We start from the raw sequence: 16,716 nt of genomic DNA, 5'->3' as shown, positions 1-16,716 counted from the left end.
AGTGGTTCCACCTGTTCCCATACCGAACACAGTAGTTAAGCACTCATACGCCGAAAGTACTTGTCTGGAGACGGACTGGGAGGATAGGGCGTTGCCAGTTAAGCGAAGCACCCGTGAGGGTGCTTTTTTCGTGCTCCTGGATAGGTTTACATTAGCTACTTATTTTGCTATACTTATTGAGTTGAACTTTTGTTTTATTTTTGAGGAGATATAGATTATGCGGCAGAGGCGCAGGGGAAGGCGCAGTTTGAAGCGTGTGAAATGGATATTGGCGATTATGCTGGTGTTGGTACTGGCATATTTTGGCGTGATGGCAGCCAGCCGTCATTCTACGGATAACAGCGGCGAATCAGCGGGAATTTTTGGAGAGCAGGCACAGAATGATAAGATCACCCATGTATTGCTGCTGGGGGTCGATCGCCGGGATGGCGATGTGGGTCGTAGTGATACCATGATGGTGGCCGCTTTGGATGAAGGTAAGGACAAGGCGGCGTTGCTGTCCGTACCGCGTGATACCCGGGTGCAGATTGAGGCCAATGATTACGAGAAAATCAACCATGCCTATGCCTATGGTGGTCATAAGCTGAGTCAGGAAGCGGTCGAGAAATTGCTGGGAACGACCATAGATCATTACATCATCATAGACACCAAGGCGTTTGAACGGATCATTGATGCACTGGATGGTGTAGATATCAATGTAGAAAAGCGCATGTATTATGAAGATCCCTGGGATGATGATGGTGGATTGGTCATCGATCTTTATCCTGGTGAGCAGCATATGGATGGCAAGCGGGCTATCCAGTATGTGCGTTATCGCGATGGTGAGGGCGACATTGGCCGGATCGGGCGTCAGCAGAAGTTTATGAAAGCTGTGTTGGCTAAGATGATTTCGCCTTCGATGCTGCCGCGTTTGCCAAAACTGGTCGAAGAAGTGAAATCCGCCATCGAGACAGATATGAGCTTGGCTGAGTTGATTGAATTTGCCGGGAAACTGAAGCACGTACATGATAATGGCCTTTCGGCACAAATGGTTCCTGGTCAGCCAGCTTATATCAAAGATGTAAGCTATTGGATTCCGGATATCACGGATCTGCGGGAACTTATGGCGGAGCAATTGGGCTTGGAACTCAGCGATGCGGCCAAAGAACGGGCACAGGCAGATGAAGATGCGTATATGAAGACCCTGCCTGATGGCATGCAGCTCTTGGCTCAGTCCAAGAGTTCGGGCAAATTGCCGGAGGAAGCGGCGAAAAAGCCGGAGGAAGAGACAAAACCCATGAAACCGGAGGAGATTTCGGTCATGGTCATCAACGATAGCGGCATCAATGGAGCCGCTGCCGAAGTGGCGCAGATCCTGCAACGGAAAGGGTTCATCATTTCCGGGGTGGAAACCGGCAAGACCAGTTCCCGCACGCAGACAACAATCATCACTTCCACGCGTAATACTGATGTGTTTTATGGTATGCCGTTCACTTGCGTGATCATGGATGGCGGCAGTTCTAATCAGGCCGTAGTGCATATTGGCCTGGATTATAGGAAATAAAGCCTGCCCCCTCGGGGGAGGCTTTTTTCATAGAAAAGGAGAATGTAAGTTTGGGTATTTTGAAGGTCAATAATCTAAAGAAAGCCTTTGGCATAGATGAACTTTTTCATGATGTGAATTTTGAAGTCCGCGGCGGGGACAAGGTCGGCCTTGTCGGAGCCAATGGCGCGGGCAAGACTACCCTGATGAAGATGCTGATGGGTCAGGAAGAGTCCGATGGTGGTTCCGTGCAGCTTGATGCTGCAGAAACCATCGGTTATGTGGAACAGCAGGCCAATTTTGGCGAGGGAACCCTTTATGATGAATTCCGCCGTGCCTTTGACGATATCATTGAACTCGGTGAGCGTAAGCGTTCTTTGGAAAAGCAGATTGCTGCAGGAGAAGAGGAACTTCTCGATATTTACGGCAAGGTCGTGGAGCGCTTCGAACAGCTGGAAGGCTATGAGTTTGAGAGCCGTATCAAAAAAGTGGCCTATGGCCTGGGCTTTTCCGATGACGATTTCCGCAAGGATGTGCAGCATTTTTCCGGTGGGCAGAAAACCCGTATCTGCCTGGCCAAGGCACTGTTGAGAGAGCCGGATTTCCTGTTCCTGGATGAGCCGACCAACCATCTCGATATTCAGATGATTGAATGGCTCGAAGGCTTCCTGCGCACCTATCGTGGTGGCGTGCTGATCATCTCCCATGACCGTTACTTCCTCGACAAGGTAGCTACGCGGATTGTGGAGCTTGAAGCTGGCACGGTTACGAGTTATGAGGGCAACTATACTTATTTCATGCGGGTCAAGACGGCCCGCCGGGAAGCCTTGAAATCTGCCTACGAGAAGCAGCAGGAACATATCAGGAAAACAGAAGAATATATCCGTAAATATAAAGCTGGCATCAAGTCCAAGCAGGCCAGAGGTCGCCAGAGCCAACTCAACCGCCTGGAACGCATCGTGCTGCCACCAGAGGCGGCATCCTTCAATTATTTTGCCTTCCATAAACCGCCTGAATGTGCACAGCGGGTAGCGGAACTGGAAGAGGTTTCGTTTGGCTATGGCAGTGAGCCGGTCTTCAAGGACTTGTCCCTGCTGATCCGCAATGGGGACGGTGTAGCTCTGGTCGGGCCAAATGGTGCCGGCAAGACGACGCTGCTCAAGGTGCTGGTAGGTGAGCTTGAGGCTGCCAAAGGCCGTGTGAAGATTGGCAGCCGCGTGAAAATCGGTTATTTCTCCCAGCAGCATGAAACCCTGCATATGGATATGACGGTGCTTGATGAAATCATCTATACCTATGGCGTGGATGAGGAACAGGCCCGGCGCTATCTCGGCGCATTCCTGTTCCACGGGGACGAGGTGTTGCGCAAGATAGGCGATTTGTCCGGCGGTGAACAGTCAAGGGTGGCCTTCCTGAAATTGATGCTGACCGGTGCCAATTTCCTGATTTTGGACGAACCGACCAACCATCTGGATATCCCGGCCCGGGAAGCGGTAGAAGAAGCTTTGATGGCGTATCCTGGTACATTTTTGGCGGTATCCCATGACCGCTATTTCCTCGATAAGGTGGCCAACTGCACATTGGAACTTGCTGAGGGCCAGCTGACTGAATACAGTGGCAACTACAGTTATTATCTGATGAAGAAAGAGGCCGAGCGGGAAGCAGAGGAAGAAGCCCGCATGGAGGCTGAAGCGGCAGAGCGCAAGCAGGCGGAGAAAACAGCGGCCAAGCCAGAAGCTGTGCAGAAAGCTGCGGAGGAAAAGGCAGCGGCCAAAGAACGGGCAGAAGCCGGGAAAATCCAGAGCATGAGCGATGCCAAGCGCACGGAGATGATTCAGCGGGCAGAGGCGGAAATCGCCATGGCAGAAGCAGAACTCAAGGGGCTGGAGTTCCAGATGAATCAGCCGGCGATACAGGCTGACCCTGCGGAAAGCCAGCGGATAGCGGAGGAATATGTGGCAAAAGAGGCCGAGATTGAAGAACGTTATGCCAAATGGGAACGGTTAGTGGCCAGTGAATGAGGTTGGCAATGGCAGAAGGGAGCAAAGATAATGGCATATAATAAGGAAAACGAACAGATGGCATTGGGCTTTGCATCCAATGCCGGACAGGAAGAGCTTGAGGGACTGGTTGACAGCATTATCTTTGCCAGTGAGGACGGAAAATTCGCTGTGTTCCGCTTGCAGCCTTCCGGACAGAACAGCCGCATTACGGTGACCGTAGGGTGTGAACCGCCTCTGGTCGGCCAACAGGTACATTTGACGGGTTCATGGGTTACGCATCCTCGTTTCGGCCAGCAGTTCAAAGCCACGAGCCTCCGTCTGGAAGCACCCACCAGTGTGGAGGGCATTGAACGCTTTCTGGCTTCCGGTGTGATTGATGGTGTGGGGCCGGCTATGGCCAAGCGCCTGGTGGCCAAGTTCGGTGCAGATACGCTGGATATTATCGAACAGAGGCCGAAACTATTGGAAACGGTGGAAGGCATTGGCAAAAAGACGGCGCAGAAAATCGTCGCTTCGTATACTTCGCAGTCGGAACTGCGGGAAATCATGCTATGGCTGGAGAGCCATAACGTATCCGGAGCATTGGCAGCCCGGATCTTCAAGAAGTACAGTTCTTTTGCGCTGGAGGTCTTGGAAAATCATCCCTATAAGCTGGCGCAGGAAGTGGAAGGCATTGGCTTTGCCACTGCCGATGCCATTGCCGCCAGTCTCGGCATGGCCGGGGATGATGAAAATCGCGTGGCCGCAGGCATTGATTATGCCTTGCAGCAGATTTCCCTGAGCGGTCATTGTTGTATCCCAGAAGAACCGCTGATTGAACGGACCGCGAAACTCTTGCGGGTTGATCCGTTGAGAGTAGGTGAAGTGCTCAAAAAGCAGTTGAAGATGCAACGGCTGGCCACGGAAGCTGTAGGCGGGAGCACGCTGATCTATTCGCCATATCTTTATCGGGCGGAGAAAAAAGTTGCCCGCAAGCTGTTGTACTTGCAGCGTTATGCGGATGTGCTCGATGTGGAGAATCCTGAGGGCATGATTGCGCATTGGGAGGAACTGACCGGTCTTGATTTGGCAAAGGCCCAGAAAGAAGCGCTGGCCGCAGCCTTGACGCATGGCATCCTGGTGCTGACCGGTGGGCCCGGTACAGGCAAGACCACGGTGGTGCGGGGGATGATCGACCTGCTGGAAATGGCGGGACTGGAAATCCTCTTAGGGGCGCCGACAGGACGCGCTGCTAAACGTCTGGCGGAAGCTACAGGCCGCAAGACCATGACGGTGCACCGGATGCTCGAAGCTCAGGGCGGCAGGCAGGAGGATGGTGCCTCCATGTTTGCCAAGGATGCCGATGAGCAGTTGGAGGCTGATGCAATCATCCTCGATGAGGTTTCTATGATGGATATCGTGCTCATGCAGCATTTCCTGGATGCGGTGCCCGATGGCTGTCATGTGATCCTCGTCGGTGACGTTGACCAGCTGCCTGCTGTAGGGCCGGGATCGGTGCTCAAGGATATCCTGCGATCCAAGGTGATTCCGGCTGTGCGCCTCACGGAAGTCTACCGTCAGAACGAGGAGAGCACCATTGTACTCAATGCACATGCCATCAATGCAGGGCGGCTTCCCTTGTGCAAACCGGAGGGAGATTTCCAGTTCTGGGAGATCGCCGATCCTGTGGAAGTGGCACAGAATATCGTGAGACTCTGTGTGGAAGTCCTGCCCCGGCAAGGGTGGAATCCGCTGACGGATGTGCAGGTGCTTTCACCGATGCATCGGCAGGAATGCGGCGTGGAAAATCTCAACAAGCTCCTGCAGGCGGCTCTGAATCCCCCTACCGAATACAAGGCCGAATATAAGAACAGCGTCCGTACCTTCCGGCTGGGAGATAAGGTGATGCAGACGAAGAACAACTATACGAAGATGGTCTTCAACGGTGATATCGGCTTCATCACCGCGGTGGAGGCGAATCATCTCACGGTGAAGTTCAGTGAAGATTTAGAAGTGGACTATGAGAAAAATGAACTGGTGGAATTGCAGCTGGCCTATGCCATGAGCGTGCATAAGAGTCAGGGCAGCGAATACCCGGTCATCATTCTGCCCCTGACTTCCGGTCACTATATCATGCTGCAACGGAATCTTCTTTATACGGCCGTAACAAGAGCCAGCCAACAGGTGATCCTGTTGGGAAACAAAGCGGCGCTGAATACGGCCGTCACGAACGACCGTACCCGCAAGCGCTATACCCTGCTGGCGGAAAGACTGGCAGGAGCCTTGAACGAATAGCAATAAAAAAGACTGATGAAAGCACATAGGTACTTTCATCAGTCTTTTTTGCTATTCCGTAAGCTTATGCTTCAGCGCCAACAGCCTCGTTGAGGTTGCTGATCAGGGCATCGATGTCGATGCCGTGAGCCATAGCGCCCTGTTCGATGTTTTCGAAGTGAGCGGCAGCGCAGCCCAGGCAGCCCATGCCAGCGTTGACGAATACATCAACCGTGTCCGGGTACTTCTGCACAACTTCGAGAATGCTCATATCTTTAGTGATAGCCATTATAAAATCCTCCTATGCGTAATACGCGATAAAACTAACTCAACTAACCAATCGCATTATAGCATAGGTAACCCATAGGTTACAAGGAACAAATGGTACGGAAAAATTATATTTTTTTTGCCTGACTGGTGGATTTTGTGGCAATCTTGTTTATCTTGCCTTTTTTGATACTCTGTTATATGATGTACGAAGAGTATCGAAGGGGAGTGATACACATTGAAGCGTAGCGAACGCATTTATCAATATATCAAGGAACAGTCGGAGAAGTTTGAGGTCAAAGTACTGACAGGGCAGATTGGTTTTGACGCTCAGGAAATCGCCGATGAGTTGGACATCTTGCGCAATAATGTGTCCAAGGAATTGAACGAACTGCATCGACAGGACAAGATCATCAAGTTTACGGGGCGGCCTGTGCGGTATTTTGATAAGGAAACCTTGGCAGAAGCTCTAGGCAGTGAACTGGGGCAGGGACCGTTGCAGTTCCGGGATGTAGAAGAGTGCAAGCGGCTCTTTGGCAGTGAGGCCGAGGAGGAAGTCAATCCCTTTGCCCGGCTGATTGGAGCGGATAAGAGCCTCAAGCGTCAGGTGGAACAGGGCAAGGCGGCCATCCTCTATCCGCCGGATGGCCTGCATACCTTGATTGTGGGCCAGACCGGCGTAGGCAAAACTCTCTTTGCCCATATGATGTTTGCCTATGGCAAGGCGATGAAGCGTTTTGGGGAGGAGGCTCCTTTTATCACCTTCAACTGCGCCGATTACTATAATAATCCGCAGCTGTTGATTTCCCATGTGTTTGGCCATATCAAAGGGGCTTTCACCGGGGCGGATTCAGCGAAGGCTGGCCTGGTGGAAGAGGCTGATGGTGGCGTATTGTTCCTCGATGAGATCCATCGCCTGCCGCCGGAAGGCCAGGAAATGATTTTTTATTTCATGGATACGGGGACCTTCAACCGGTTGGGGGAAACCACTCGCAGCCGCAGGGCCAAGGTGTTGATTATCGGGGCAACGACGGAAGACCCCAATTCAGCGCTGACGAAAACCTTTGTGCGGCGCATACCGAATATCATCACCATCAAGCCGCTGTCGGAGCGTACCTTGGAGGAGAAGCTGGATATCCTGAAACTGCTCTTCATGGAAGAGGCCCAGCGCGTCAAGAAACCTGTGCGCATCAGCGTGGAAGCGGTCAAGGCGCTGATTGGCAGTATTGGCAGCGGCAATGTGGGCCAGCTCAAGTCCAATATCAAATTGCTCTGTGCGCAGGCGTTCCTGAATGGCATTGATAATCCCAGCTTCATCGAGGCGGATTTTCGGATGCTGCCGCCCAGCGTGCGGGATGGTCTGCTGACGCTTTCAGCTAACCGGCAGGCATTGGCGGAACTTACGCAGTATGTCAGCGAGCCTTTGCTGGTTTCGCCGCCAGGGGGCAAGTTCAAGCTGGATGATGAGAACAGCAAGGAAGGCTTCAATCTTTATCAGGTCGTAGAGGATAAAGTCGCCCTGCTCAAAGGTGAGGGCATCAGCGATGAGCTCATCAAGCAGATCGTGGCTACGGATGTGAATGTCTACGTCAAGGAATTATATAATAAGAAGCATTCTGTCAATATGACCACGCGGGAGCGTTTGCTGAAGATTGTGGATGAGGCTTTGGTGGACTTTTCCGAGCAGATTTCCCTCTATGTGCAGAAGCGTCTGAACCGCAGTTACCGCGACCGTTTCCTCTATGCCTTCAGCCTGCATCTGTCGGCGTTCCTGAAACGCGTCAAGGCGCAGGAGACAATCCCATATACAGAGATTGAAGGCGCTATCCCGAAGGATTCCGATTATATGCGGGTGGCTGAGGAAATCGGCACACTGATTGAAAAACACTACCATGTGAGCGTGCCGCAGGCAGAAATCGAATATATCGCCTTGTTGCTGGAATCGGCAGATGATGACGAACTGGAGGAAAAGATCATCATCCTTGTGGCCACGCATGGCAAAGCTACGGCAAGTTCGATGGTGGATGTGGCCAAACGTCTGTTCAGTTCCACGGATACCAATATCATCGCCATCGATATGCCGCTGGAGGTCAATCCGCAGGATATTCTGGAGCAGACGGCGGCTATGCTCAAGGGCATGGAATGTCAGAAGGGGGTATTGATCCTTGCGGATATGGGGTCCCTCTGCAATATTGGTGCCCTGCTTTCCGAGCGGCTCAAGATTCCCGTGCGCACTTTGGATATGGTCTCCACGCCGCTTATTCTGGAGGCCATGCGCAAGGTGGATATTGCGGGCATGGATCTGGACAGCATCTATGAATCCCTGTTGAGTTTCAAGGGCTATGAGGCTGTTGATACACATGAAGTTCCAGCTAATACACAGGAGGCCATTGTGACCATCTGTTCCTCCGGCCATGGCGCGGCGATGAAGATAAAGGCGCTGGTGGAGGATGTGCTGCGTCATGCGGGGCGGATCATCGAGGTTATCCCTGTAGGCGTGATCCATCTAGAGGAGCGTCTGGAGGAGATTGCCAAGGAATACAAGCTGGTAGCGGCGGTCGGCATGAAAAAGCCGGAGATGAGCATTCCCTTTATTCCGCTGGAACAGTTGATTGACGGCGAAGGGGAGCGGCGGCTCACGGAACTGGTCTTTGCCAGCGAAACCGCCATTGAGGCGAAGATACCGCAAAGCGAAGGCAAAGGCAATATGGTGGTGCAGCGTCTTTGCGAAGAATCTCTGCAGCGTTTCCTTACCTATCTGAATCCGGCCAAGATTATGAGCGTGCTCTGGGAGTTTGACCGCTCCCTGGAAAATGACCTGCAATTGAAACTTTCCAATCCTTTGCGGGTACGTCTGTTGGTGCACTGTGGCTGCGCACTGGAGCGGGTGGTCACCAGAAGTCCGCTGGTCTATAAGGAAGACAAGTCGCTGGTAGATGAACGGAAATTAGCCGCGCTGAAAAAAGCGGCGGTCATCTTTGACGAAACGTTGAAATTACGTTTTGATGAGGATGAGTATTACTTTATGGCCAATATGCTCTGATACAGATGAAACACTATGACAATGACATTTGTCATAGTGTATTTTTTTTGCCGTGATAGGCGTAATTTTTCGCGAAAGAGTATCGAAATGTGTATTAAAGTGTATCAAAACAATATTAATAGTATCATAAACAAAAATTCTTTATGAAAAATAAGTGAAAAACGCGGGAAAAACAAACGAAAAGATAAAATTTCGTTTTTGATACACAAAGTTGGCACGCTGTTTGCATTATATAGGGGCGTAAGGCAAAATAAGCCAAAAACGTTCAGATTCAATCATAAATCATGAGGGGAAAAGATTTTAGGAGGTAATGAGAATGTTTGGTATTATTGTTGGTACGCACGGCATCTTCGCCGAGGAACTGGTTCGTTCCTGCGAGATGATCTGTGGTGAGCAGAAGAATGTAGCAGCAGTTACGCTGGTGCCCGGTGAAGGTCCGGATGATGTGGTAGCAAAATATGAAGCTGCCATCAAAGACCTGAACTGTGATGATGGCGTGCTGTTCCTGAACGACCTGTTCGGTGGCAGCCCCTACAACGCTGCCTGCCGTCTGGTAATCAGCAATGAGAAGTATGGTATTGTGACCGGCGTGAACCTGCCCATGCTCATCGAGATGTGCAGCGCTCAGCTGGCTGATGATGGTTCCGATATCAAGGCTCTTATGGAGCGCGCTGTAGAAGCCGGCAAGAACGGCCTGCAGACTTTCCATGCCAGCCAGATCGCCGATGATGATGAGGAGGATTTATAATGAACATTGTACTTGCAAGAATTGATGACCGTCTGATCCATGGTCAGGTAGCAACCGTTTGGTCCAAGGTTACGGGCTGCAGCCGTATTATCGTCTGCGATGACGAAGTAGCAAAAGACACGATCCGCGCAACGCTTCTGAAGCAGGTTGCTCCGGCCGGTATCAAGTCCCATGTGGTTGACCTTGAGAAGGCTGTCCGTGTTTACAACAACCCGAAATATGAAAATGAGAAATGCCTGCTGCTCTTCACGAATCCGACCAGCGTGCTCTACATGGTGGAACATGGTGTGGATATCAAGAGCGTCAACATCGGCGGCATGAGCTTCCATGAAGGCAAGCATCAGATCACGGGTGCTGTTTCCGTGGATGACAAGGATATCGAATCCTTCAAGAAACTGAATGAAAAAGGCATCGAACTGGAAATCCGCAAGGTTGATACGGATAAGAAAGTCATGCTGATGGATGTCCTCAAATAATTGGCCGTATTTTTTTGCGGCGGCAGGTTGGGGTGTATGACAGCCTGCCGCTGCGGGAATTAGATAATGGAGGGAATATATAATGGGCACTATGCAAGTTTTGCTGATTTTTATTTTTGCCACGATTGCAGGTATGGGTTCCTGCCTCGATGAAATGCAGACGCACCGTCCTTTGATTGCGTGCACCGTTACTGGACTTATCTTAGGCGACATGACAACCGGTATTATCATTGGTGGTACTCTGGAAATGATGGCTTTGGGCTGGATGAACATCGGTGCTGCTATCGCACCGGATGCAGCTCTGGCTTCCGTTATTTCCACGATCCTCGTTGTTGCCAGTCATCAGGATGTGGCAACGGGTATCGCTATCGCTATGCCGCTGGCTGCTGCTGGTCAGGTTCTGGCAATCATCTGTAAGACGATTTCCGTGGTATTCCAGCACAAAGCTGATGACTATGCTGAACAGGGTAACCTCTTCGGTATCGACCTCTGCAACTATGGTGCTTTGATCCTGCAGGGGCTCCGCGTTGGTATCCCCGCACTGCTCGTTGCTATGACGGTTGGTACGGGTGCTGTTCAGGACATGCTGAACGCTATTCCGCCTGTTATCTCTGGTGGTCTTCAGGTTGCCGGTGGTTTCATCGTCGTAGTTGGTTATGCAATGGTTATTAACATGATGGGCGCTCAGTACCTCATGCCGTTCTTCTTCCTCGGTTTCGTTGTTGCCGCATTCACGGACTTCAACCTGGTTGCTCTTGGTGTTATCGGTCTCGTTTGCGCTGTGGTTTACATCCAGCTCAACCCGAAATATCAGGAAGTCGCTGCCGCTCCGGCTGGTGCTGCCGTAGCTGCTTCTTCCAGCGACCTTGATGATGAACTCGACTAATCTGTAACAACGAGGAGGACAATATAATGGAAAAGAAGATTACTTCTAGCGACTTTTTCTGGACTTTCGTCCGTTCTAACTTCCTGCAGGCTTCCTGGAACATGGAACGTATGCAGGGCCTGGGTTACTGCTTCGGTATGGTTCCTATCCTGCGTCGTCTCTATGAAGGCGAGGAACTCAAGCAGGCCATCAAGCGTCACTTGGAATTCTATAACACGCAGCCTTTCGTAACGGCTCCGATTATCGGTATCACGGCCGCTCTTGAGGAAAAGAAGGCTAATGGTGCGGACATTCCTGATGGTGTTATCAACGGTATCAAAGTTGGTATGATGGGCCCTCTGGCCGGTGTCGGTGACCCGATTTTCTGGGGTACGCTCCGTCCGATCACTGCTGCTCTTGGTGCATCCTTTGCCCTGACCGGCAGCATCATCGGCCCGATCCTGTTCTTCGTCCTGTTCAACCTGATCCGTCTGGGCGTTCGCTGGTACGGTATCAAATACGGCTATGCCAAAGGTACGGACATCGTACAGGATATCGCTGGCAACAAGCTCCAGAAGATCACGGAAGGTGCTTCCATCCTCGGCCTGTTCGTCATGGGTGCACTCGTTAACAAATGGACTTCGGTCAACATTCCCGTGGTGGTATCTGAGATTACCAATGCCAAGGGTGAGCATGTGGTAACGACGGTACAGGGCATCCTCGACCAGCTTATGCCGGGCCTTGTACCTCTGCTCATGACTTTTGCCTGCATGGCTCTCTTGCGCCGCAAGGTCAACGCTATCTGGATCATCTTCGGTCTCTTTGCACTGGGCATCGTTTGCTATGCACTGGGCATCATGAGTGTGAAGTAAGAAATTTTATAAAAAACCTTCCCTGCGGGGAAGGTTTTTCGTATTATTTGTCGAACAAATTGCGCGGAAATACTTTACATTTGTGAGGTAGTTGCGTAAAATGATAATAGGTATGTTTCAAGACCTGCCTATATTACTTTGGTTTATTATTGTTATGGATTTCTATATAGGAGAGATGTTTGCATGATTAAAAAAGCAATTGCCGTAATGACTTCTGGCGGCGACAGCCCGGGAATGAATGCGGCAGCCCGCGCCGTAGTACGTACTGCCCTGCATGAAGGGGTGAAGGTCTATGGTATCTATGATGGTTACGCTGGCATGATCGATGACCGCATCGAGGAACTCACGAGCCGCAGCGTGTCCGATATGATCCAGCGCGGTGGAACCTTCCTGGGCACGGCCCGCAGCATGGAGTTCAAGACTCCGGAAGGCCGCAAGAAGGGCTTCGACAACCTCGTGAAGCGCGGCATTGAAGGCCTCGTAATCATCGGCGGTGACGGATCGCTTACCGGTGGCTCTCTCCTGTCCAAAGAAACGGGTATGCCAATCGTTGGCCTGCCGGGCACGATTGATAATGACGTATGGGGCATGGATTACACGATTGGCTGCGATACGGCTGCCAACACGATTGTCGATGCCATCAACAAGCTCCGCGACACGGCTTCTGCACATCGCCGCATCATGCTCGTAGAGGTTATGGGCCGTAACTCCGGCTGGCTGGCTATGATGGCTGGTATCGCTGGTGGTGCTGAGTACGTGCTCGTACCGGAAGTGAAATATGACTTAGATGAAATGTGCCATGAACTCAAGGCCATGTATGATGCCGGCAAGCGTTACAGCATCATCGTTGTGGCTGAAGGTGCTGGTTCTGCCGTTGGTCTGGGCAAGGTCGTTGAGGACAAGACGGGCATTGATACCCGCGTATCCGTTCTCGGTCATATCCAGCGCGGTGGTTCCCCGACGATCGAAGACCGTATCAAGGCTTCCATGCTGGGTGAAAAAGCTGCATTGGCTATCATCTCCGGCGCTACGAATCTGGTCTTTGGTTTCAATGAAGGCAAGGTTGTGGGCGTAAATCTCTTTGATGCTGTCAATAACCAGAAGACGCTGAATCCGGAATTGGTGAGACTGGCCCGCGTACTGGCGTAAGCATCTATTGGCGTAGGATAATTAAACAGAAGTAACCCAAAAGGGAGGGATAGGCTGTGCAAGCAAGGTCAGCTAAAGGCTGGATGGCTATTGTTTTGCCGCTGATGACCTCCCTTTTCCTGTTGCTGGGAATCATGGCCCTGCCCTTTGTTCGGACCGGATGGGCGGCAGAATTGGCGGGGCATTGGTATTGGCAGACGGAAACAGAGGCTGAGGCCGGGGCGGATTGGCATGTGTTTGATTTTCCGCATACGCCGCCAGTGGATAGTGCGGATGATAAGGTCTGGCTGAAAACGGTGCTGCCGGATGAGCTGCCGCATGATGCCTCGTTGCTCATTCAGGGCAGGGATCAGTCTTTTGAGATATGGCTGGACGATGAGTGCCTTTATCGGTATGGGGAGTTGGAACCTGCTTTTATGTCCTATGGGCAGCGGTGGCATATCGTGAATATTCCTGCCACTGCCGGCGGGAAGGAATTGCGGATCCATGCTTATTCGGCAACGGCCCATAGCCTGGGATACTTTGGCAAGATATGGCTGGACAGTGACGTGGACCAGGTCTTGCGCATCTTCCGTCAGGATGTACCCTATCTCATGAACATTCCCCTGGCCGGTTTCATGCTGGTGATGATCCTGATCTATTCTACCAGCCCGGCTGCGCCGAAGCGGCTCTATAAATCCTTCATTGCCTTTATGACCGTGTTCTTGGTCTGGATGATCTGCGCGACCAATTCCAAGCAGTATATGCTGGATGCTCCGGTGTTCTGGCGCTTCCTCATGCAGATGGCAGAGTACCTGTTGCCGCTGCTGGCTAATCTGGTTATCTTTCAGGTGGTGGATCGGAGCTATAAGCGCATTGTGCGGGGCACGGTCATGATTTATGTGCTGCTGCTGTTGGGGGCGGTCCTGGCAGAGTTGGCTGGTTTCAACGGGATGAGCCGGGGACAGGCAGTCTTCTATGCCATATTGCCGCTTTTGGAAGGCTTGGCGCTCTACGCCATCTGGAGCTCTGCCCATCAGGGAAACCTGTATGCCCGGGCGGTGTCCGTGCCCTTGGTCTTCATGGCGGGGGCAGGCACGATTGATGGCTTGTCTCTCTATGGTCACTGGTTCGTGACAGAAGGCTACGTGCTGCCCTATACGACGCTTTCGCTCTGCGTCTTCGTGGTCTTTATCGTGCGCAACCAGATCATGCGTGAGCGGAATCTGATGTCGCGGAATACAGGCTTGCAGCAGGAAGTCAGTCAGGCGATTGAAAAGGCCAATATGGACAATCTGACCAAGTGCTATAACCGCAATAAACTGGAAACCGTGCTGACCGAGGAGATCTTCCGCCATCAGAAGGAGGAAGAACCTTTTTCCCTGATCATGCTGGATATTGACTATTTCAAAAAGGTCAATGATACTTATGGGCATGAGGTCGGGGATGAAATATTATCCGGTTTTGCTCAGGTCATCCGGAACAATATCAAGAAAAAGGACCTTTTTGTCCGTTGGGGCGGTGAGGAATTCCTGATCCTTTTCCAGCATTGTACGGGAGAAGAGACCATGCATATTGCCGAGCGGCTGCGAAATAAGGTGGAGACAACGCAGATTCTCGATAAGATTGCGATTACCTGCAGCATTGGCGTGGCTTCCTGGCATGGTGGGGATGATTCGGCTACCCAGCTGCTGAAGCGGGTGGATGATGCCCTCTATATGGCGAAGCGGACGGGACGCAACCGGGTTTGCCGGGAACCGCGGAGCAATATGCACTGGTTCAAGAATCTTTACGGTGATGAAGAAACAGAATAAAATTAGCAGGTATTATGCACTCTGGCAGCGAATAAGTAAGCCAAGGGATTTGGGCTGGGATAGCTATTAGAAGGAGGCATAGACTATGAGGCGTTTTAGCGTAATAGTTCTATGCCTTTTTGTGTTGCTGGGATTTTGCCTGCGGGGCGAAGCGGCAGTGATTGGCAGTGACTGGCAGTATCTGACGGCAGAAAGCCAGGGGAAATGGCGCTATTTCGATATCCGCAGTTTTCGCTCACCGGTCATGGGCAATGCGCATGAAATCTGGCTGGAGGTGCCGTTGTCGCCGTTGAATCCGCAGGAGAATACGCTGCTGTTTGCCACCAGTGGCCAGGCGGTGGAGGTCTTTGTAGAAGGCAGCAAGATCTATGCGGATGGGGATTTTGCGCCGCGCTTTTTGGGGCATGGCCGAAAATGGCATCTGGTAGAGCTGCCGGCACTTACCCATGACACCATGTTGCTCTTTCATTTTTATGCGGATTATCCCCATCAGCTGGGCGTATTCAATAATTTTACTATCGATACCAACGAGGAGCAGGCAAGGCGGATCTTTTCCACGGATTTTGCCTATGTGGTGACCTTGCCCGTGGCGGTGCTGTTGGGCGTGATTACGATGATGTACCTGATGCACCGGTCGTCACGGCGGCGGCTCAATTGCAAGCTGCTTCTCTTTATGATGCTGTTGACGGTATGGACAATCAGCCTTTCCAATGTGAAGCAGCTGGTCTGGGATGCACCGGTGATCTGGCGGTTCCTGGAAAATTTCCTCTGCTATCTGCTGCCGGTATCCGCGAATGCTGTGGTGGTAGAGATGCTGGAACCGGATCTGCGTCCTGCGGTACAGCGTACGGTCTGGATTTATGCCCTGTTGGCGGTAGGAACGCTGGCGGCGGAGTTTATGGGCTATGATGGTCTGGAAATGGGCAGGCAGCTTTTCTATGGCTCTTTGCTGGTGATGCAGGCCATTGTCTTCCGCAGTATGTGGGAGTCCATCCGGCGGGGCAATGAGTATACCAAATATGCGTTGTTTCCCATGGTGGTATTGGCGGCATTGGGGCTTTTGGATGGGGTACTGCTCTATACCCGCTTCTGGTCCTGGCATATCTATCTGCTGCCCTTGGGCATCTATGCTTGCATTTCCTTTATCATCTGCATGATCAAGGAACAGATTCTCCATGAGCAGGAATTGGAGGCCCATGCCGAGGATCTGACGGCGGAGATCGCTGCGGCCATGAAACGGGCAGAGATGGATGAACTCACCGGCTGCCGGAATCGGGGGGCCTTCGAGGATTTTATCCGGCAGAGGATTGAGGAGGGGGCAAATTTCTCCCTGATCATGCTGGATATCGATTACTTCAAGGCAATCAATGATACCTATGGCCACGAATCTGGTGACCGGGTGCTCGTACAGTTCAGTGAACTGGTGCGGAAGCAGCTTACGGAGAAGCAGGAATTCTTCCGTTGGGGCGGCGAGGAGTTTGTCATCTATTGCCCTGCTTATAATATTGTGAATGCGGGTGATCTGGCCGAAAAGATACGCACGCTTACGGCGGGCTGCAAGTTCACCGTGAAGCATCCGGTGACGGTGAGTGCAGGTGTGGCACAGTGGCATTATGGCAGTGACAGCCAGGTGGGGATCTTCCGCCGCATGGATGATGCGCTCTACAATGCTAAGTGCAATGGACGCAATCAGATCAGTCTGGAATGAGAAAGTGGGTGAGCAGG

At 51.8% G+C, this 16,716-nt stretch carries 12 protein-coding genes and 1 rRNA gene; 12 read left to right on the top strand and 1 reads right to left on the bottom strand.

Annotated features, from left to right (window positions below; all coding sequences use genetic code 11):
• The 4 genes from rrf to recD2 all read left to right on the top strand — a co-directional run.
• Positions 1–100 (top strand): 5S ribosomal RNA (rrf, locus tag BUB68_RS12760); the annotation flags it as partial.
• Between the two features lie 156 nt (positions 101–256).
• The gene (locus tag BUB68_RS12755) at positions 257–1,543 is read left to right on the top strand and encodes an LCP family protein (RefSeq protein ID WP_371914872.1); all 1,287 of its coding nucleotides are present in this window, start codon (positions 257–259) and stop codon (positions 1,541–1,543) included.
• Positions 1,544–1,593: 50 nt separating this feature from the next.
• On the top strand, positions 1,594–3,543 hold the full coding sequence (locus tag BUB68_RS12750; RefSeq protein ID WP_073092080.1) for an ABC-F family ATP-binding cassette domain-containing protein: 1,950 nt from the start codon (positions 1,594–1,596) through the stop codon (positions 3,541–3,543).
• A gap of 30 nt (positions 3,544–3,573) precedes the next feature.
• Positions 3,574–5,799, top strand: a complete 2,226-nt coding sequence (gene recD2, locus BUB68_RS12745; RefSeq protein ID WP_081372008.1) for an SF1B family DNA helicase RecD2 — start codon at positions 3,574–3,576, stop codon at positions 5,797–5,799.
• Positions 5,800–5,863: 64 nt separating this feature from the next.
• On the opposite strand, the gene BUB68_RS12740 is transcribed toward recD2, so the two are convergent.
• Positions 5,864–6,067, bottom strand: coding sequence for a DUF1858 domain-containing protein (locus BUB68_RS12740; RefSeq protein ID WP_028129919.1), 204 nt, complete (start codon positions 6,065–6,067; stop codon positions 5,864–5,866).
• A 216-nt stretch (positions 6,068–6,283) separates the two neighbouring features.
• Between BUB68_RS12740 and BUB68_RS12735 the strand changes: the two genes are divergently transcribed.
• From BUB68_RS12735 to BUB68_RS12700, 8 genes are all read left to right on the top strand, one after another.
• Positions 6,284–9,088, top strand: coding sequence for a sigma-54-dependent transcriptional regulator (locus BUB68_RS12735; protein ID WP_073092078.1), 2,805 nt, complete (start codon positions 6,284–6,286; stop codon positions 9,086–9,088).
• Positions 9,089–9,404: 316 nt separating this feature from the next.
• The gene (locus BUB68_RS12730) at positions 9,405–9,836 is read left to right on the top strand and encodes a PTS sugar transporter subunit IIA (protein WP_073092075.1); all 432 of its coding nucleotides are present in this window, start codon (positions 9,405–9,407) and stop codon (positions 9,834–9,836) included.
• Positions 9,836–10,312: a mannose/fructose/sorbose PTS transporter subunit IIB gene (locus BUB68_RS12725; RefSeq protein ID WP_014425691.1), complete on the top strand. Its 477-nt coding sequence runs from the start codon at positions 9,836–9,838 to the stop codon at positions 10,310–10,312. The genes BUB68_RS12730 and BUB68_RS12725 overlap by 1 nt, the downstream gene beginning before the upstream one ends.
• An 82-nt stretch (positions 10,313–10,394) precedes the next feature.
• Positions 10,395–11,198: a PTS mannose/fructose/sorbose transporter subunit IIC gene (locus tag BUB68_RS12720; RefSeq protein ID WP_073092073.1), complete on the top strand. Its 804-nt coding sequence runs from the start codon at positions 10,395–10,397 to the stop codon at positions 11,196–11,198.
• 26 nt (positions 11,199–11,224) lie between these two features.
• The gene (gene manZ / locus BUB68_RS12715) at positions 11,225–12,049 is read left to right on the top strand and encodes a PTS mannose transporter subunit IID (RefSeq protein ID WP_073092071.1); all 825 of its coding nucleotides are present in this window, start codon (positions 11,225–11,227) and stop codon (positions 12,047–12,049) included.
• Between the two features lie 183 nt (positions 12,050–12,232).
• Complete coding sequence (gene pfkA, locus BUB68_RS12710) at positions 12,233–13,198, top strand: 6-phosphofructokinase (protein WP_073092068.1); 966 nt, start codon at positions 12,233–12,235, stop codon at positions 13,196–13,198.
• A 56-nt stretch (positions 13,199–13,254) separates the two neighbouring features.
• Complete coding sequence (locus tag BUB68_RS12705) at positions 13,255–14,991, top strand: GGDEF domain-containing protein (RefSeq protein ID WP_073092066.1); 1,737 nt, start codon at positions 13,255–13,257, stop codon at positions 14,989–14,991.
• Positions 14,992–15,076: 85 nt separating this feature from the next.
• Entirely contained in the window at positions 15,077–16,699 is a 1,623-nt protein-coding gene (locus tag BUB68_RS12700) for a GGDEF domain-containing protein (RefSeq protein WP_081372007.1), read from the top strand.
• The last annotated feature ends 17 nt before the right edge of the window (positions 16,700–16,716 follow it).

Source organism: Pseudoselenomonas ruminantium (assembly GCF_900142515.1).
Classification (GTDB): Bacteria; Bacillota; Negativicutes; order Selenomonadales; family Selenomonadaceae; genus Selenomonas_A; species Selenomonas_A ruminantium_D.
Note: the sequence above shows the minus strand (reverse complement) of the source record. Positions and strands in the feature narration are given on the sequence as shown.